Source organism: Sphingobacterium sp. InxBP1, from assembly GCF_026191775.1.
GTDB classification, from domain to species: domain Bacteria; phylum Bacteroidota; class Bacteroidia; order Sphingobacteriales; family Sphingobacteriaceae; genus Sphingobacterium; species Sphingobacterium thalpophilum.
The window spans coordinates 49,791-68,910 of the sequence record NZ_JAINDX010000048.1 but is presented as its reverse complement, the minus strand read 5'-3'; the positions used below and the strand labels follow the sequence as shown (position 1 = coordinate 68,910).

Annotated in this window: 17 protein-coding genes; 14 read left to right on the top strand and 3 right to left on the bottom strand. The window is 41.3% G+C overall.

The genetic code is table 11. The annotated features are described in order from the left end of the window. Positions 1-51 precede the first annotated feature (51 nt). Complete coding sequence (locus tag K7A41_RS18180; protein WP_265714813.1) at positions 52-966, bottom strand: helix-turn-helix domain-containing protein; 915 nt, start codon at positions 964-966, stop codon at positions 52-54. Between the two features lie 154 nt (positions 967-1,120). Here K7A41_RS18180 and K7A41_RS18175 point away from each other — a divergent pair, with 154 nt between their 5' ends. The 8 genes from K7A41_RS18175 to K7A41_RS18140 all read left to right on the top strand — a co-directional run bounded on the left by K7A41_RS18175 (position 1,121) and on the right by K7A41_RS18140 (position 10,031). Beyond that, on the top strand, positions 1,121-1,531 hold the full coding sequence (locus tag K7A41_RS18175; RefSeq protein ID WP_265714812.1) for a GlcG/HbpS family heme-binding protein: 411 nt from the start codon (positions 1,121-1,123) through the stop codon (positions 1,529-1,531). A 60-nt stretch (positions 1,532-1,591) separates the two neighbouring features. Continuing rightward, complete coding sequence (locus K7A41_RS18170) at positions 1,592-2,401, top strand: SDR family oxidoreductase (RefSeq protein ID WP_265714811.1); 810 nt, start codon at positions 1,592-1,594, stop codon at positions 2,399-2,401. 224 nt (positions 2,402-2,625) lie between these two features. Continuing rightward, complete coding sequence (locus K7A41_RS18165) at positions 2,626-5,175, top strand: tetratricopeptide repeat protein (RefSeq protein WP_265714810.1); 2,550 nt, start codon at positions 2,626-2,628, stop codon at positions 5,173-5,175. 94 nt (positions 5,176-5,269) lie between these two features. Next, a complete protein-coding gene (locus K7A41_RS18160) occupies positions 5,270-6,208 on the top strand; it encodes an SPFH domain-containing protein (protein ID WP_028069646.1) in 939 nt (312 codons plus the stop codon). A gap of 171 nt (positions 6,209-6,379) precedes the next feature. After that, complete coding sequence (locus K7A41_RS18155) at positions 6,380-6,694, top strand: hypothetical protein (protein ID WP_265714809.1); 315 nt, start codon at positions 6,380-6,382, stop codon at positions 6,692-6,694. A 105-nt stretch (positions 6,695-6,799) separates the two neighbouring features. Next, on the top strand, positions 6,800-7,561 hold the full coding sequence (locus K7A41_RS18150) for a PoNe immunity protein domain-containing protein (protein WP_028069648.1): 762 nt from the start codon (positions 6,800-6,802) through the stop codon (positions 7,559-7,561). A gap of 24 nt (positions 7,562-7,585) precedes the next feature. Continuing rightward, on the top strand, positions 7,586-8,542 hold the full coding sequence (locus K7A41_RS18145; protein WP_265714808.1) for a hypothetical protein: 957 nt from the start codon (positions 7,586-7,588) through the stop codon (positions 8,540-8,542). 376 nt (positions 8,543-8,918) lie between these two features. After that, entirely contained in the window at positions 8,919-10,031 is a 1,113-nt protein-coding gene (locus K7A41_RS18140) for a TlpA disulfide reductase family protein (protein ID WP_265714807.1), read from the top strand. Positions 10,032-10,163: 132 nt separating this feature from the next. On the opposite strand, the gene K7A41_RS18135 is transcribed toward K7A41_RS18140, so the two are convergent. Continuing rightward, a complete protein-coding gene (locus K7A41_RS18135; protein WP_028069650.1) occupies positions 10,164-11,348 on the bottom strand; it encodes an exo-beta-N-acetylmuramidase NamZ domain-containing protein in 1,185 nt (394 codons plus the stop codon). A 666-nt stretch (positions 11,349-12,014) separates the two neighbouring features. Between K7A41_RS18135 and K7A41_RS18130 the strand changes: the two genes are divergently transcribed. From K7A41_RS18130 to K7A41_RS18105, 6 genes are all read left to right on the top strand, one after another. Continuing rightward, on the top strand, positions 12,015-12,581 hold the full coding sequence (locus K7A41_RS18130) for a hypothetical protein (protein ID WP_265714806.1): 567 nt from the start codon (positions 12,015-12,017) through the stop codon (positions 12,579-12,581). 47 nt (positions 12,582-12,628) lie between these two features. Then, on the top strand, positions 12,629-13,192 hold the full coding sequence (locus K7A41_RS18125) for a hypothetical protein (protein WP_265714805.1): 564 nt from the start codon (positions 12,629-12,631) through the stop codon (positions 13,190-13,192). A 130-nt stretch (positions 13,193-13,322) separates the two neighbouring features. Next, positions 13,323-15,209, top strand: a complete 1,887-nt coding sequence (locus K7A41_RS18120; RefSeq protein WP_265714804.1) for a serine hydrolase domain-containing protein — start codon at positions 13,323-13,325, stop codon at positions 15,207-15,209. Between the two features lie 54 nt (positions 15,210-15,263). After that, on the top strand, positions 15,264-16,385 hold the full coding sequence (locus tag K7A41_RS18115) for a helix-turn-helix domain-containing protein (protein ID WP_265714803.1): 1,122 nt from the start codon (positions 15,264-15,266) through the stop codon (positions 16,383-16,385). A 67-nt stretch (positions 16,386-16,452) separates the two neighbouring features. Further along, on the top strand, positions 16,453-17,148 hold the full coding sequence (locus K7A41_RS18110; RefSeq protein WP_265714802.1) for a hypothetical protein: 696 nt from the start codon (positions 16,453-16,455) through the stop codon (positions 17,146-17,148). 59 nt (positions 17,149-17,207) lie between these two features. After that, complete coding sequence (locus tag K7A41_RS18105) at positions 17,208-18,152, top strand: hypothetical protein (protein ID WP_037533022.1); 945 nt, start codon at positions 17,208-17,210, stop codon at positions 18,150-18,152. A gap of 2 nt (positions 18,153-18,154) precedes the next feature. Here K7A41_RS18105 and K7A41_RS18100 read toward each other — a convergent pair whose 3' ends face one another. After that, positions 18,155-19,063 (bottom strand): SMP-30/gluconolactonase/LRE family protein, encoded by a 909-nt coding sequence (locus K7A41_RS18100; RefSeq protein WP_265714801.1) that lies wholly within the window; start codon positions 19,061-19,063, stop codon positions 18,155-18,157. Positions 19,064-19,120 lie beyond the last annotated feature (57 nt).

Here is a 19,120-nt window from a genome sequence, read left to right as displayed (position 1 = left end):
GAATTTTTCGGATAGCCAAGCAGAGAAGAAACGAAAATAATAAAGCCATGGCTACCGTATTGCCGTTTTTCGATACGTATTGGGTGTTACACCTGTGTATTTTTTAAAAAAGAAATTAAAATTGGGCTGATCCGAAAATCCCACGGCATAACTTATCTGTTCTAAGGACCATGATGTCTGCAGCAAAAGAGCTTTACTTTCATCTAACAACCTTGCCTTTATGTGCGTACTCACATTTTGCCCGGTTCTTTTTTTTAATATTCGATTCAAATAATTTGGATGCAGCTGCATGGAATCGGCAAATTCCTGAGCGGTCCTCAGCTTAATTGAATTCTCATAATTGATCTTAGCAATCTCTTGCTCAAGCAGTCCGAAAAAGCGGTGGATATGATCATAATCATCTTCTGTATGTTCGGGAACGACAGTTTTCGACATTCTTGCACTATCAATCATCAACAATTGGATATATGCTTGGATAGCTTCTGCACCCAATTGATTTTCCTGTTCCTGATACATACTTTCCCAGAGCCGTTTAAATCCGGGTAAATCACTCTCTTCAACACAGATTACACTTTTGTTTTTGTCGCTAAACAAGGCCAATCTGTCAATTGTAGACTTCAGCATAGGATGATGATTGATAAAATCTTTCTTAAACAATAGGTAGTACCCAGCGGATTCACCTGATGTTTTCTGCCAGGAGATAATATCATTTGGATGAATATAAATAATCGTAGGTCTGTCAATCTGATACTTGTTTAGCCCCAGCGTAAACACTCCGTAGCCGCCCGTGATCATTAGTATTTTATAGAAATCCCGTCTATTGGCCGAAAGATAATTTCTACAATCCTCAATTTCTCGATTAAATACTTTGATCTGCTTAGAATCAAGGGATTCCCTATAAATAGGCGTCAACTCAGGAAAGTTTCGAAGAAGGTCAATTTCCTTGTGGTCCGAACGGGTTTTCATAGATCTAATATCTGGTTTTGTCCTATAAAGATAGGAAAAGTGGGAAAAAAGGACAACAGGTTTGATTTTCATAATAACAGGGATTTTTTTCCTATAAGGAACCGGTTAAATGTGTTGCAACTTTGTCATAGCAGAATGAAAAACTTACAACATTATGGAAATCAATCTTGATGAAACACGACAAGTTGTACAGATGGCCAGAGCCAAAGCGATACAACTGAATGTAAATGCCAACATTGCTGTCTTAGATACAGCGGGGCATTTGAAAGCGTTCGAAAGAATGGATTATGCTTTTTTAGGGTCAATGGATATTGCCATAAAAAAAGCGAAGACCGCCAGTCTTTTCAGAACGAGCAGCGAAAACGTGGGCGAATATCTAAAGCCCCAAGCCGCTACCTATGGGATGGTAGACACAAACGGCGGATTAGTCGGTTTCGCGGGTGGTCTGCCTATTGTAAAGGATAACGAAATCATTGGATACATCGGAGTTTCAGGGGGAGCAGTTACCGAAGACCTTCAAATAGCGACCGCAGGAGCGGAAATTTTCCATCAAAGTGCAATTTAATAGTTCAAAAAAACACAAAGGCAATAACCAATAATAATTACTAACTCAAAATTTACAATAATGAAAACTAAAACAATTTTAATTACAGGAGCAGGTTCAGGCTTCGGCAAAGGAGCAGCAATAGGGATGGCTAAAAACGGACATAACATCATCGCCACAGTGCATGTATCGTCACAGGTGACCCCACTTCGCGAAGAAGTAGCAGCATTGGGTCTATCCGATAAGATCCGTGTGGAGCGTCTGGACCTTACCGATCAGTATGACATCAAGCAAGCTTTAAAATGGGATTTTGATATACTCTGGAACAATGCAGGTATGGGAGAAGCAGGACCAGTGTGGGAGATTCCTGTGGATCTGGTCAGAAAAAATTATGAGGTCAATGTCTTTTTACCCTTAGTTCTAACTCAGGGCGTCGTCCAACGATGGGTAAGAGAAGGTAAAAAGGGAAAAGTGGTATTCACTTCATCCATGGGAGGTTTGTTTACACCGGCCAACTGGGGAACCTACGTGTCTACCAAGCACGCACTGGAATCCTTTGCAGAAGCCTTGCAGCAAGAACTTCAGGCATACGGGATCAAAGTACAGACTATCAATCCGGGAGCCTATTACACTGGCTATAATGAAACCATGGCAGACAATCCGTTCCGTTGGTTAGATGATGAAGTCAACTTCACCAAACGAGCTGACCTGCGCAAAGGATTTGATGACTTCTTTGCAACTCCAGAGGGCAAAATGGATCCGCAAGAAATGATCGACCGTATGATCGATATTGTACCTTCTGATGAAGGAAAATTCAGAAATGTCGTTCCTAAGGTAATTGAAGACATGTTGAAAGATCATCAGTTAAAAGCTTGGGAAAATACAATTTAATTACAGGAAGGCGCCAAAAGGGCGCCTTTCTTCTTACGCTGAGAGCATCCGTCCCCATAATCCCATTCTGTTGTCGATAGTGGTACATGTCCAATTTTTTACTGACGGTTTACCTAATTTGTGATCGGAATTCTTTAGTTTTGGTTGTACTAACTAGAGAAACATCAAGATATTGTCTCCTCTACAAAGGGAATGTTTGGAAAACTCAGAAATACGGACGAACAATGATATTGAAAGAAAGAATCAGCCACAACTACCTGAAATACCTGCTTACCGGGGTACTTTCGGCAACGCTGGTTACAGGATATGCGCAGGAAGTGGACAAGCAGCGAAAAGAGAAGAAAGAGAAGCCACAGTCCAGTGAGCAACGGAATGAAGGGCAAGTGGCCACTATGGATTCCATTGATGTCGTACGCGACTACCGGCCGTTGTTGGCCGATGCCGTTAAGGTTCGCAGAAGTCCCGATATGCGCCATATCAACCGGGAAGCCATTGAAGCTGAACTGCGCCAAATCGCTACCGCTACCTATTTTTCAAGAAAGGGATTCAGGCAAGCTTATTACCACGAGTTACTGAAACGGCATCCCAATGCTTCACGCAACAATATTGATAATTATCGCATTAGCTTTCTGGCCTACCAAGCACACGAATACGAAAGAGCGGCCTCTATCTTGCGGTCGCTAGTGGCTTCAGATGCTTTTTATCAAGGTTCCATAATGACTTTAGGTCATATTGCGATGGAAACTGGCGATAAACAAGGCGCACGAAATGCATTTGTTAAGGCGATGAACTTGGATTTCGACCCACAATTAAAAGTAGATGGACTATATAACTATGCCAAGATCCTGTTCGAATTGGACTCTACCCAGGCCGCACAGCAAGTTCTCACGAGATATATCACTCAAGAATATGGTGATCTTGATCCGGGTACCCAAAAACAAGAACGTCCCGAAACACTGTCAGCTCAAATCTTACTGGGCACCAGTAACTTTCATGCTGGGGTAAGTCTACTGGAATCGATAAAGGATCGGGCAAGGGAAACAGATGCGACCTATCAAAAGGCAACGTACTACCGTGGCTTGGAGTTTTATAACGAACGTGCTTTCGAAAATAGTATATCGATGTTCATGAGATCGGAAAAATTTCCGGTTGATGCAGAAATGGCTGCATTGGCCACCTATTGGAAAGCGGAAGCGATGTATGAAGTGCGGAAATACGGCGAGGCGGTGGAAAATTTCTCCCGTTTCCTTCGGTTGCCTGCCGCCCGAAATACTGAAGTATACAATTATGCAAATTATGGCCTGGCATATGCAGCATTCCGCAATAACAGTTTTGGTATGGCGGCCGATTATTTTGAACGTTTCCTGGCTGCCGAGGGAAGTTCTGTAGATCAGAGCATACGTTATGACGTCATCGCACGTTTGGGCGATTCTTATTTGTGTCTACGCAACTATGGTCGCGCCAACCAGTACTATGATCAGCTGATCAACAGTAAAGCTCCCAATCAGGACTACGCTTTGTTCCAAAGAGGTGTTATCTTTGGATTGCAGGGAGACAATGAAACCAAATTAAGTACCCTGCGGTCTGTCGTAAAACAATTTCCAAGCTCCAACTATGCAGATGACGCGGCTTTTGAGATCCCATACACATACTTCACTATGGGAGATTATGACCGGGCTATCGAAGGCTTGCAGGCTATGATAGACAAGTATCCACGTAGTAGCTATCTTCCCCGGGCATTAATGACGATAGGACTCGTGCAGTACAACAACGATCAGCCCGAGGCAGCAAAAGCGACCTTCCAAAAGGTCGTGGAGAGATATGCCAAGACCGATGAGGCACAACAAGCAATGCGTTTCATCGAGAACATCTACCTCGATCAGGGCGATGCGTCGAGCTATATCCGTTATGCGATCGGCACTGATGTCAGTAACCTGAGTCCTTTGGAGCAAGATGATATGGCGTTCAAAGCAGCCCATTCTTTGTTTACCAAGGGAGAGTATGCAGCAGCTGTGGAAGCGATCAACGCCTATTTTGATAAGTTTCCAAAGCCCAAACAAGAGAAATACGCGCGTTACATCCGCGGGGTCAGCTCATATCGTACCGGGCATCCGAAGGAAGCGTTGCACGACCTAAATATCATCCTGAATGACTGGACGAGCAAATATACAGAGAATACCCTTCTGACGGTTGCTGCGCTATATCTGGAGCTCAAAGAGTACAATGAGGCCATAGTACACCTCAAAAAATTAGAGCTCAATTCAGAATATAAAAAACATTATGGCTACGCTGTAACTAACTTGATCGCATGTTATTTCGAACTCGGCGATATGGAGCAGATGGCCAAGTATGTAAAGTTGATAAAAGATTACCCTGGCGCTTCTGAGGAGGAAATTGCCAAGGCATACTTATATAGCGGAAGAGCCTTATTACAGGAGGGTAACAAAGAGTCCGCCATGAAAGAGCTCAGTCTCGCCGCTCTCAAGAGCCAGGGAGCGGTCGGTGCAGAGGCACGGTATCGTGTTGGACAACTGCAATATGAAAATAAGCAATACGATAAAGCCCAAGAAACGGCCTTTGATGTGATCAATAATAGGGGAGCACACGAGTACTGGGTGGCCAGAAGTTTCCTATTGTTAGCAGATATCTATACCCGCAAGGGCGACACTTTCCAGGCAAAGAGTACATTGAAAAGCTTAATTGATAATTATGAAGGCAATGACGATATCGTTCCATCTGCCAAAGAGCGTTTACAGAAATTGAGCAAAAAGTAGTTGGCAACTTATTCTTACCGAAAAATAATGGGATTGCTATAGGAATGACGATGTAAAGACGTAAATTTGTGTATCATCAATCAAAATTTAAGTTATGATATTTTTAGGAGTTATCGTCTTTTTCGGACTTATCACATTATTTGCATCTTTTTTTACGGTAAAACAGGAAACCGCCGCTGTGGTTGAGCGATTAGGCAAGTTTTTAAAGGTAAGCCACGCCGGCTTGCATTTAAAAATTCCTTTTTTGGATCAGATTGCCAAACGTTTGAATCTCAGAATACAGCAATTGGATGTGATCATCGACACCAAAACATTGGATAATGTTTTCATAAAGATAAAAGTCTCTGTTCAGTACCAAGTGATCAGAGAAAATGTGAAAGACGCCTATTATCGTCTGGAAAATCCTGAAAATCAGATCACATCCTATGTTTTTGATGTTGTTCGTGCGGAAGTGCCTAAAACAAAATTGGATGATGTTTTTGTACGAAAAGATGATATAGCAAACGCTGTAAAAAGCGAGTTGCAGGACGCCATGCAAAGCTATGGTTACAATATTATCAAAGCTTTAGTGACGGATATTGATCCCGATGAACAGGTAAAACACGCCATGAACAGGATTAACGCTGCAGAGCGTGAAAAAACAGCTGCAGAGTATGAATCTGAAGCACAAAGAATACGAATTGTTGCGGTTGCGAAGGCCGAGGCAGAATCCAAAAAACTTCAGGGGCAGGGGATAGCAGACCAGCGGAGAGAGATTGCCAAAGGACTGGAGGAATCGGTGAAAATGTTGAACGCCGCTAATATTAACGCTCAGGAAGCCTCTGCTTTAATTGTCGTTACTCAACATTACGATACGTTGAATGCCATTGGAGCCAATAGCCGAAGCAATTTGGTGCTGCTGCCCAACTCGCCGACAGCGGCGAGCTCCATGTTGAATGATTTGGTCGTTTCTATGGCAGCAGCACAAAAAATCAATGAAGACAACAAAGTCCAATCGTCGGACTTCCCCAGAACCAGAGGCCCTCAGGAATAAATAACTGTTAAATTTAAATTCCAGATCAGGTGGGCATCCATCGGCAGCATAGGAACATAAAAAGAGTCCAAGTTTGCCTAATGAGATCAGCTGTTGGAAGAATATTTGATTTTGATAAGGAATAAAATTAAGATGAAGCAGATATTATTTATTTTAGCTTGGTGTCTAAGTATGAGTTGCAACAGCCAGATGCAGCAAGATGCTAAGCTGCTCGGTAAGTGGAGCGGCTTGATGAAGGAATCAGAAACAGGAAATCCGGTCGAAAAGATTATTCTTGAATTTAAAGAAGATGGACAATTTATTCAGTATCTGGGAGAAGGTAAAATGCAGAATAAGATCGAGGCCACCTATAGAATTCACAATAATAAATTAATTACCGTGGAAAATGAAACCAAAGACGAGACTGAGGGGATATATACGGTGAAGAATGATACATTGACGGTTCTGTATGAAGGTATAGAGAATAAGTACGTAAGATTTAAATAAAAGTTATACTCGCTTGCCTCTTTGATCAGCAAATGTACAGAGTGGCCTTAGGATTTCGTTTAATCAGGTTGCTCTAGACAACTGGTTACTAAAGCAATAAAAAGCATGGGATTTTTCAGTAAGATTTTTGGGGCAACAAGAGAGCATAAGGAACCGCAAAAAGTAAGGGCCCAGTATAAAGATAGTAAATACTTCAATAAGGAGCTCGAAAGAATAAATCTGTGGATTAGCGATGACGATGAAGACTTCCAACGGTATGAAGAGAAAAACGGTAGGCTAGAAAACCATCATTTTATTGAAGCCTGCAATATCAGGCTTCAGAAACTTCAGGTTGACTACGCTAAAGGAGAGCCGATCGATCAATTAATTCCCACTTTAGATGCAGCGATAGACTTTCTCCTTAAGGCAGATCCCCAAGAGTTCAAAAATAATTCACTATTTATTAAATGCTGTTCATTGTTATTTCTTGTTGACAGGTTACAGGAGCACACTGCAGCGGTGCATCGTTTCATAAACGCTTGGGAGAACAGTCCTATAGAATCATCATTTAAACCAGTCCGATTGATTTATTTTCTTACAGGACTTGATAATAAAGGCATAAGTACCAATGATTACAAACCATTTGTTGTCTTACAAAAAATTATAGATCTTCCTATTCGAGAAGCAGGAGCAGCCCTTGTTCAATATCTTGAAGAGTGGTATTCTCTTCACAACGAAGAAGCGTGGTACGATTCACATCTAAGAGAATGGGGCTATACCGGTTACTGGTCATGGGAAGCCGCTGCAATTGCCAAAAAAATGGAATTGGATAGCAGTCGTTTCAAAGACAACCCATATTTTCCATACGACATATTTTTATCCAAGTAAAAGGGCTGAAACTAATTCAAATAGATGAAAAAGATTGAAAAGGAGTTTAATAATTCGGTCCATCAAAATTTTGATGAGATACAACAATCGTTAATTCGCTTGTTTGACCGGGTTATGGCCGCCGCTTCTAATCATGAGTATTGCGGTTTGTTGAACTCCAATACCTGGGGCGATCACTATCATAAGCTCTCATTCTCAGAATTATTTTTGATGAACCTAAATGACAAGGAGATACTGGGAATATTGAATATCGCCATTTACCAAGCGGTCGTTGACAACGACTATAAGCAGCTGTTAAACGGCATATTTACCTATTCACGACTGAGGCTGTTGAATCGGGCATACCTTTCCGGACCTGCTGACTGGATCATAGTCGAAGGTGCAGTCAACAAAGACACCGAACTGCAAGGTTTAGTATACACCAAGTCACTTGCTTTGGATAATACGGTTTCCTATGACAAAACACTGCTGTTAAGTAGAAACCTACTCAGAGCAATAGTGATCGAGCCTGATTTGAAGAATGAGACAAAGGAACTCTATTCAAAATTAATCGGCGAGGTTACATCAAAGTTTGACAGAGCGTTTTTAGAATACCTATATGGTGTGATTACAGGAGATTACCAGCTCATTAGGGCGAACTTCGAAGAAATGGAACAGTGTTATAGCAGGTGCCAGTGGCTGTCTTCCGGCTGGTATCGGGAAGCAGGGCTGAATAAAACCGTCCCGGTGTTTCTTTTGGGTCTTTACCAGCTAAAAAATGTTGTTAATAATAGTATCGAGCTTCCATTAAAAAACGAGTATTTAAGGGAAGCTAGCCATGTTATACGTGAGTCTCCAGACTATAAACCGCAAATTTTTAAACCATTTGAAGGTAGTCTCCAGTTTTTAAACGACATATTAATCAGCGATTTTGTTCCTTTTTATCGCGGTTACAGAGCAAAAATAGAAGCAATAAGGAAAGTCGTCGGGAGAAGCAACTAAGCAGCGTATGATTTGATCATTTCTATGGCACACGACAATCACTAAAGAAAGTAAAATTCAACAACTGAACTTCCGCTGATAGAAACAATTGTTTTGAAGAACCAGAATTTCACAGCGATAAAACAGCAAAGAACTGTATGCATAAAGAGAAGGCTCCATTATATAGAAGAGTCAATGCCAAGACTTACGGCATTAAACACAATCCGCTTACTTCAAATCACCAATCCGACATTAACCGCTAAGGATATGAAGCCGTTCTGTTCTTGTTGTACGCATACTTTCAATGGCGTATTGTTCGGAGCAGATCAGATCAATTTATAATTTGGATTCTTGCCCAATAGCTGATAGCTTAGTCAATTATAGGTCTATTTCAAAAATGATGAGAAAACCAGTCAAATTAGCTTTGGTTCCGTTACTATCAATCCCTTTGATCACAATAGGGCAGACCGATGAGACCTTTACTATTCATGGTAAGATCGACACCATTCCGAATGCAAAATATCGGATCATGTATAAAAATAATGATAAAGTAATCCGTGATTCACTACAGTTGTCGGCTGATCGAACCTTTACTTTTAGAGGCAGTATCGGAGAACCGACACACTTTAATTTAATTATCGGCAATACTTTCAATCCCCGGCTGGTAAAAGATCAAATTGTATACGCATTTTGGGTTTCTCCGGGTGACAATTTAATTTTCCATGGCCTTACAGGTTGGCTGTCGGGCAGTAAAGATAATTTGTATACAGACGAGTCCAAATATGAATTGAAAGGTTCGGCGCTGGATAAATCAGCCTTAGACTATGTTGAAAAGCAAAGAACCCTATATCTTACCGATAAAGACCAAGACAATAAAACGAGACAGGTAGATAGCTTAAAAAGAAGATTTATTCAAAATAATCCGAACAGCTTTTACAGCCTCTACCTACTGAACAGATCGTTTCGAACCTGGAAAGATCAACCTGAATTATTGGACTCATTGTATAACGGCCTGTCTGCCCAGCTCAAAAATAGTTATTCCGGTATATTACTGTATAAAAAGATGATGGCATCTGCTCAGTTGGAGATTGGAAAAAGTCTTCCCACGTTTGAACTGCCCAATGCTGATGGAAAGCTCATTAGCCTCGACGATTTCAAAGGAAAATATGTCTTGGTAGATTTTTGGGCGAGCTGGTGTGGCCCATGCCGCCAGGAATTCCCTTATTTACGGTCACTGTATAACGAATATCGATCGAAAAATTTTGAGATCTTAGGAATATCCATCGATGAAATAAGAAAAGATTGGCTTCAGGCTGTCCATGACGAAAATTTGACTTGGACAAACCTATCCGATAGTGGAGGCTTTAAAGGTGAACTCTTCCAGATCTTTGGTCTCAACGGTGTTCCAGATAACTTTCTGTTAGATAGGAACGGAAAGATTCTGGCGCGCAACCTTAGAGGTCATGAGTTAAAAACAGTATTGGAAAAACTAATTGCGCAAACTAAGTAAGATCGTCTACTTTTTGCTTTGTCGCCCGTGATCTTAACCGAAAACGCCACGGGCCCCTTTAACCCTTAGATTCGCGCCATGAAGGAATCATTCCTGGTTGTTGTCAAGTCGAAAGTGCTTACGAGCGTTCAATTATGGATATAGTAAATACTTTTCACGCATCAGCTTGTATCTATCAAGGCCGGGCTTCCAGCTTTTACGGATATCATCTTCGTTCATGCCTGATATTATCTGCTCTTCTAACAATTGGCCTCCTGCCAACTTATCGAAAATGACAATTTCCTTGCTCTGTTTATTATCAAAGAATATTTCTTTATTAGGAAAGTTGCGATAGGTTTCAATTAGCCATGACAGATTTATTTTCTTGTCACTTCTAACCTTCTTTAGATCCACATTTCGCAAGTCCAGTCCAAAACACACTTTTCCTAGATGAATCGGCGTAGCACTCATGTTCGCGATACTTTGAGGCGTGAATGAGAAGTCATAGATGCCCTTGAAATGCGGCGCTCCAATTACCGTGAACGGAAATTTTGTACCTCTTCCTTCACTCAATACCGTTCCTTCGAATAAGCATGTAGACGGGTACAACAGAACAGCCTGGTAGGTGTTGATATTAGGCGACATATGAACAGGTGGAATATATTCCATGTCATGACTATAGTTGGCGACCGGTATAATCTTTATATTACATTTGATGCCATTTGCCAGCCAGCCTTCACCATTGATCATCTGAGCATATTCGCCAACTGTCATACCATGAGTAATTGGCACCGGGTGCATGCCAATGCCCGATTGATATTTCATGTCGAGGATAGGACCGTCGATGAAGTATCCGTTCGGATTCGGCCGGTCCAAAATGAGCAGTTCCTTGCCATTCTCCGCACAAGCTTCCATAACACGGTGCATGGTTCCTATATAGGTGAAATACCGCACTCCAATATCTTGTATATCGAAAATCATTAAGTCAACATCCTCTAACATCTTCTTCGTGGGCTTGTTCGTTCTTCCATAAAGGGAAACTACTTTTATTCCCGTTTTGGAGTCAACATCGTCTTTTACCTTGACACCAGCTCCAACGTCACCACGAAAACCATGCTCAGGACCAAACACTTTAATTATGTTGACTCCCAAGGATAAGAGACTGTCAACACTTAATTTGTTTCCAATACGAGAAGTTGGGTTCACCACCATCCCAATTCTTTTACCCTTCAGGTAGTCAATATATTCCGGTATTCGATCTGCCCCCGGCGTTATCTGTGAAATTGCAGATTGGGCAATCAAAAAGAAGAGGCAGATAAGGGCGGTGAATTTTTTCATTTTCATAAGGATTTATGTTCTAAATAAAAAGGTGCTGTACATAAGTTTATAATGGATATAAGCTTTATCAGAAGTTGATATACACTTTTTCTAAAGTTTAATATAAGAATATAGATAAAAAACCAAATACGCAAGAAAACGCAAAAATAATCTATAACGTATGCGTTTTGAGCTTATATAAATGTTAGTGTGCCGATAAATAAATCCACAAACAAATCCATCCTGCATTTAAGTTCTAGCGTTAATTTAATCTATTCTGACAGAGGTGTCGACTACCAAAGAGAACATAGAATAATAATGATAAAAATCGGCAACAAATTGAAACAGAAAGGCTGTTCATCTCTTTGTTTTTAAATTATCTTTCAAAAAATATAAAACTTTAAACGATATTGCATAATATTAAGCATTAAAGGCGGGCAGTTCCATTTTTGGTTGATAATCCAATAGGGGGCAGTCTAGATAATAAACCAGGGTGAAAATCAATTATAAAATAAATCAAGATCAAAAATAAACCAAAAATGAAAAGAAGAACCTTCCTGCATACTTTAAATCCCGGCATCGTAAGAGCAAATTATATCATGGTGAACGAAATGCCACATCTTTTACAAGTATCTTGAGTGATGCCTCTCAGGAAACGAATGCTCCATTGATCAAAAAGTAAATTAAATGATAAAGAAGATGCTCCTTGTTTTAGTCATGTCAATATCCACATGGGTTATTTTTCAGGCGAAAGGGCAAACAGAAAAAAATAGCAAATACGATTTTTTTGACACTGTCGTAAACAATCACAATCAAGTCTTTGAGGTTTCAGGCATCCCCTCAGCCATAGAAATGACGCTAAAGTATTGTAAAGCCGTGGGTTTTAATTTTTATGACCTGCAATATAAATGGCAGAATAAAGCCGACGGCTCTTTCCACGACTTTGACAATAAGGAATTTTATGGTGTTACATTTTCGCACAAGTTTGTGATGCCACGAAATGAAAATTTTCCGATCGACAGCCTTTTCCAAACGATAGAAAATGAACTGAAGTCTGGAAAAAAGGTTATTATCGCATTGCAGCTGGAAAACAGCTGGCCTATTTTTGTTGTCCACAAACAAACTCCAGACGGAGAATTTGTTTCTTACAGCAAATTAGGAACCCATACGCTAATACTTAGGAATACAAAAGAACTGGTGAGACGGTCTAGGGGTACAGAAATCATGACCTATAGCAATGCGTCTGGTCTGTAGGGTGATGTCAGCATCTCCTGTGTTATAATCATAAAATAAGTTAACTGATGAAAAAGATCCTCCTTACTTTAGTTGTGTTAATAGCCACACCATTTGTTCTTCATTTGAAGGCGCAAACAAGAAGAAGTGATAATCCTGATTTTTTTGATACTGTCATCAACAATCACAATCAGCTTTTTCCAATGTCGTGCATTCCATCTGCTGTCGAAATGGTGTTAAAGTATTATAAAGTAGTAGATTTTGACTTTTACGACCTTCAAAACGCATGGCAGAACAAAGCAGACGGTTCTTTTCGCGACTTTGACAATAAAGAATTATACGGTATTACTTTCTCCCAAAAATTTGTTTTGCCCCGGGATGCCAGCTTTCCGATAGACAGCCTTTTTCAAACGATAGAAAATGAACTGAAGTCTGGAAAGAAAGTAATCATCTCACTTCCAGCAGAAAGGGACTGGCATATGTTTGTTATATGCAGACAGACGTCGGATGGAGATTTTATATCCTACAGCAAACTAGGAAGTCATACATTAATTCTTAGGAATACAAAAGAGATCGTAAGAAATTCCAACGGCACGGAGATCATGACCTATAGCGTGCCTCAGGGTTTATAGAACAATGTAAGTTCTTAAAAATTCATCCTGCTTCTGACTGTAACTGTGAGAAATCTTGTTGTTTAGTTCGTCTGGATAAATCCGAACCTGAACACTATTGTACGTGTTTATTTTGGCAGAAAAACCAATAATGAGAACGAACATAACTACATTCCTTGCCCTTCTTCTTACGGTCTTATTGTGCAATTTATCTAAGGCCTTTACCCGTCACGACAGTTCTTCGGACCCTGAAATGCAGCGTTTATTAAAAAAGCTTGTCACGGTGTTAGAGAAGGAACACATTCCCGGTCTGATGATTTCGATCGTTAAGAAAGACAGCATCCTCTTTTCGGGGGGATTGGGATACGCCGACTTGGAGCAAAAAATCATGGTCAATGCAAATACGCAGTTCCATCTGGCATCCGTTACAAAATTTTTCGTCGCTATGGGTATCCAAATATTGATATCTGAGGGTAGGTTGGACCTCAATGATCGATTGCACGATATAGCCCCAGAAATTCCATTTACTAATCCCTGGGAATCGACTAATCCAGTCCGGATCGTCCATTTATTGGAGCATACAGCAGGCTTCGAAGACATCCATGTGAGCAAAATGGTCAATACCGAACGAATACCGCAAAAAGGAATAGATGCCATCCAGTCCGTAAAGAGTTCATTTACCTCTCGATGGAAACCGGGAGAGAGAACATCATACTCAAACCCCGGATATAATATTCTGGGGTATATCATAGAAAAAATTTCCAAAAGGCAATGGAACGAATTCTTAAAGTTAAGACTACTTGATCCACTTGGCATGCAGCACACTACTTTTGACCTAAGTGGCAACAGCCACATTTCGTTTGCGAAGGGTTATGATTTTAGCGCCGTCAAATTTAAGCCTCTTCCGCTATATGGGCCAAGTTCCAATGGAGCCAGTAGCGCTCTGGTCTCAGACGCCTCGGATATGTCCAGGTTCCTGCATTATCTACTCACAGCCGACGAAAATAGCAACATCCTTAAATCCAAAGATCTCGATGAGATGGAAAGAGTACACAGCACGCTGGCGAGCAAAAGAGGGCTGCAAACGGGATATGCTTTGGGTAATGATCTTTTTCCCAATAACAAAAAGATACCGTTGAGGGGGCACAACGGTAAAGGAGAGGGGATAGTATCGTGGATTTTTTTCAACCGGCAAAAGGGCGTTGCCTATGCCATCTCTGCCAACGCCAATGTCAACCTATATCCAGTATCGCAGCTTATCGAAGAGTATCTGATTCAGGATGTTTCCGCGCCGATACTGAGCAGCGTAGAGCTAGATGGCCATGAGATAGAACCGATGCTGGGATATTATCAATTTTTAAATCCAAAAAATGAACGATGGGAGTTCCACAAAAGAATTTTTGGAGGAATACGTCTCCTTTCTGTGGCTGGTGACAAACTGATCGTTGATAGAGGCCATGGTCAGATTGATTCATTGATCCATATGGGTAATAAGATCTTCCGGGTCAAAGGTGACATCATCCCCTCAGTGGTTGTGGGAACTGACGATGACGGAAGGCCTTTCTTCCATGGATATGGCAACGGTTTCTATAGGAAGGCTCCCTATGGTCCAGTGCTGCTGCAGAAGACACTTATTTACCTTGGACTGATCGCTGCACTACTTTCGATGATATACACAGTTGTAGGTATACCGATGGCGCTACTACGTAAAATAAGTGTTATAGATCTCTGTTTGGTACTTCTGCCCAGCCTCGGAATGATCGCATTTTTTGTTTCTTTTCGTCTGTTGGGAAAGACTGAAGCCGTAAGCAAAGAACTGTTAACCTATATGAATATGACAAGCTTTTCCATTTTCGCTGGGATGCTCTTTTTAGGAATCAGTGTTGCGGTGGCAGCCTGCCTATTATATAGGCGCTGGATGAAAATAGGAAAGAAATGGATAAAAATCGCGCTTGCATTCAACACCATTTTCCTCTTCTACCTTGTTGTGCTTTTTGCCGTGCACGGCTGGATCGGCATCCCCGTCTGGCTAATGTAATTCATAGATTCAAAATAAATACCCTAAATTTACGTAAACCGTCCAACGTATTCAATGTCTCAAATAAACACCTTTGCTGCATTTTACGCTTTTTCTTCGGGTGCCTTGATCTTATTGGGAGCCATGCTCTTATTCAAGCCCGACACAACGAGTTCCCGAGCCAATCGATGGCTCGGGCTATTCTATTTTATTCTTGCCTGCACCTTTGCACAACTTTTTCTCGAAGAATTTGGCATCGGAGGAAATTTTTTAGTCCACCTGCTCGAGCTTCCCCGATGGGCGATGTTTCCCTGTCTGTTTATGGCAGTCCGGCATTATACTTCACCTTCTTCTTCGGTCAAAGACTGGATTTTCCATTTCGTGCCTTTTCTGCTGTTCCTGTTGTTTTCCATCGTCTACCTTATGCCGGTTCTCTTTGATTATGAAAACCATATCCCCCGGCTACCATATTGGATGCGTTTTACCATTAAGTACTTTTTCTTTGTCCAGATGGTCTTTTATTGGGTCGTTTGTTTCTCTTTGTTCCGCCGACACCAAAAAAACATAAGGAAGCTCGCTTCATTTACTGAAAAAATTGACCTGGGATGGCTAAAATTTCTATTGATGTCCGTGCTTCTGCTCATCCTGATCCGCATTTGGGGCCTATGGAATATTCACTCAGCCAACTTTGCACCAGCTCTGTATTTTTTCGCAATTATACCTTTGGCGTACTCAACACTGACCCAAAGGTCCATCTATTCCGTCGAGCTGTACCAGCAGCCTGATGATAACGAAATACAACCCAAAAGAGAGCCCCATGAACGACTAACCACAGAACAGGTCACTGCACTCAGGGACACCGTATTGAGAGATACCCTATCCAAAAAAATATATCTTGATCCTGCGCTGACGCTATCGGCGCTATCGGCTCAACTAGGTATCAACCCCCATGAACTATCTTATGTGTTGAATAATGGGCTAGGAAAGAACTTTTACCAGTTTATCAATGAACTGCGTACTGAAGAAGCGAAAGTACTTCTGTTGTCGGATAACACCAAGCACCTGGATATGCTCGGCGTGGCTATCATGGCAGGTTTTAATTCGAAAACAACCTTTTATACGACATTTAAAAAAGCGACAGGACTGACACCAAAAGAATACATCAGAGCAAATTCAAAAGAAACGGAAATTAAATAAGTTCATCTGCATCCAAACGAACTTTTTCACACTATCTGATCCTTATCATTGTTTCAAAAAGATAATTATGAAAACAATGAAATCAGTCTTGTGGGCAGTTCCGACAAAATTTGAGGCAGTTATCTGCAGCTTCATGCTCGCCACCCTTTTATTTACGACGCACTGTTTTGCACAGGCTTCCGTCACTTCAAGTCCCAATCTAAAAAATGGGAAACAGCGTTCTCAAAAGGTAGTAAAGGAAGAGCTCGTGGGATTTTATCAATTCCCTAACAAAGTCGCCTTTATCGAATTCAATTTAGAGGATGGTGTTCTGAAAGCAAGACAGCTTTGGGATGGCAAAGAATACCAGTTGAACCAAGTAAGCGAAACGAATTTTGAAACAAAGCAGGAGGGGCACAAGATCGAGTTTCTCAGCGACAATGACGGCCATTTTACCAAAGCCAAGTTATTGGGCAGGATAGTGGCATCAAAAGTTTCTTTCAATCCTAAAATCGTCAGGAGGCTATCGGACGTCCAGCTCAAAAGGCTAGAAGGCAACTACGTCCTGGCAGATGATAACAACATTAAGATGCAGGTACGTTCGGTAAAAGACGAGCTGATAATAAAACAGCTATGGGACAATAAGGAAATTTCATTTACACCCAGATCAGAAACCTTTTTCCTAAATGCGGACGGTACGTTCCCACTGACTTTCGAGCTGACAGATGGAAAGGTAACAAAGGTCATCTGTTTTGAAAATGATATATGGAAAATATCGAAGTAAGATTAACACTAAAAGTAGACGGCGAATTTGTCTCTGACTCAAGACCAATCTATTCAAACATGATGAAACTATTGTTAAATACTCTAATTTTAAAATTAGCACCTTTTTCGGTTCTGATCTTGTTCACTCTTTGGGCCAACGTGGGTGTCGGGCAGCAGGTATCTGACGAAAATTTCAGCTACTCAATTATGGATCCCAAATATAGTTTAGGAAGCGGTCCACTGCTATTATTCGACGAGGCACACAGTAATGCCTCGACTTTAAAAGGTGCATATTCTGCATTCTACAAATTGCTTACAACAGACGGTTACACTGTGGTCGCAAGCAAGGAAAAGGTGACTTTGGAGATGCTCAAAAAAGCTAAGATCTATGTAACAGTCAATGCCATGTACGACCTAGAGGATTGGAATCTGCCCGCGCGATCGGCCTTTTCCAGGCGGGAAATAAACGATCTTTCAGAATGGATTGCCGATGGCGGCAGTTTGTTCTTAGTTACAGATCACATGCCCTGTGGAGGCTCTGTCAGCGAGCTGGCAGAAAGGTTCGGAATCAACATACTGAACGGATTTGCCGTTCGCAGGGATGGTCTGCCGGAAGTATTCTCGAAGAAAAGAAAGACGCTTTTGCCTAACGAGATCACAAGTTATACCGGAATGGAAATCGACAGCGTCATGTGCTGGGGCGGAACGGGTTTTATCGTTCCGCCGCATGCCCGGGTTATTACCGTACTTGGTGAAAATTATAAGATATACCTTCCCAGTGATGTCTCCCAGATCAAAAAGAGAGTAGCAGATACCGTTCCCCATATCTCAGGTATGGGACTGGTTAACGGCGCATATCTCAAATTTGGCAAGGGCCGGATTGTCATATTTGGGGATGGCGCACCGTTCTCGGCGCAGCTTCAGGGCATTAAAAGTGAAAAAAGGGGTATGAACCATCCCAATGCAGGACAGAATGCACAATTTTTATTGAATATCATTCATTGGCTGGACAAAATTTATTAGCGCTATTCGTGCCCTTTTGTATACATCGGAAGCCTATAAATAGCTGTTGAAGCTGTGATAAATAGATCGGTCCGCTCTTTTCCGCCAAAACAAACATTGGCGGTCCATGGTTCATTGATCTCGATATGTCCTATCAGTACCCCTTTCGGACTATAGATAGATACCCCTTTGCCCGTCAGGTAAATATTTCCCTGATTGTCCAATGTCATCCCATCAGATCCCTGGTCTATGACCGACGTTTGTCCGCTGAGCTCACCGTCAGATTCAATATTATATCTGTAAATTTTATTCCGCTCGATATCTGCTACAAAAAGATATTTACCATCCGCCGATCCTATAATACCGTTGGGCTTCGTTACATCATCAGCCACGACCTTTGCTCTTTTCCCTTTTCCTGGAGGGAGGTAGTAAACATTCTGTCCCTTCATCTCCGGTTTTTTTCTGCACCAATAGTCACGCTGATAATAGGGGTCTGTAAAGTAAATGCCTCCATTCTTATCCACCCATAGATCATTTGGACCATTCAGTTTCTTTCCATCTACATTTGATAGCAGCACGGTGACTTTGCCATCTTTGCTTATTGACCAAATTTCGTTTTTTTCATCCGCACAGGCAAGTAGCTGACCGTGATGATCAAAGTACAATCCATTGGCACGGCCTGCTGCATCTTTAAAAAGAGAAAGCTCACCTGCTGTACTGTATTTCCAGATTTTGTTATTAGGTTGGTCAGTAAAATAGATATTACCTTCTTTGTCCACTGCTGGTCCTTCTGTAAAGGCAAACTGCCGGGATATTAATTTCAGGCTGTCCTGACTAAACAGTTGCGCTCTTACATCTAGCCCTTTTAATGAAAGGATTAATAATAGTAGGAGTGTAAGACAGTACTTGCTGCAATTAACTGAATGTGACATAGTAAAAGTGCTTAACTAAAATTATGCTGTTTCCAAAAATCGAGCCATTGACATGAT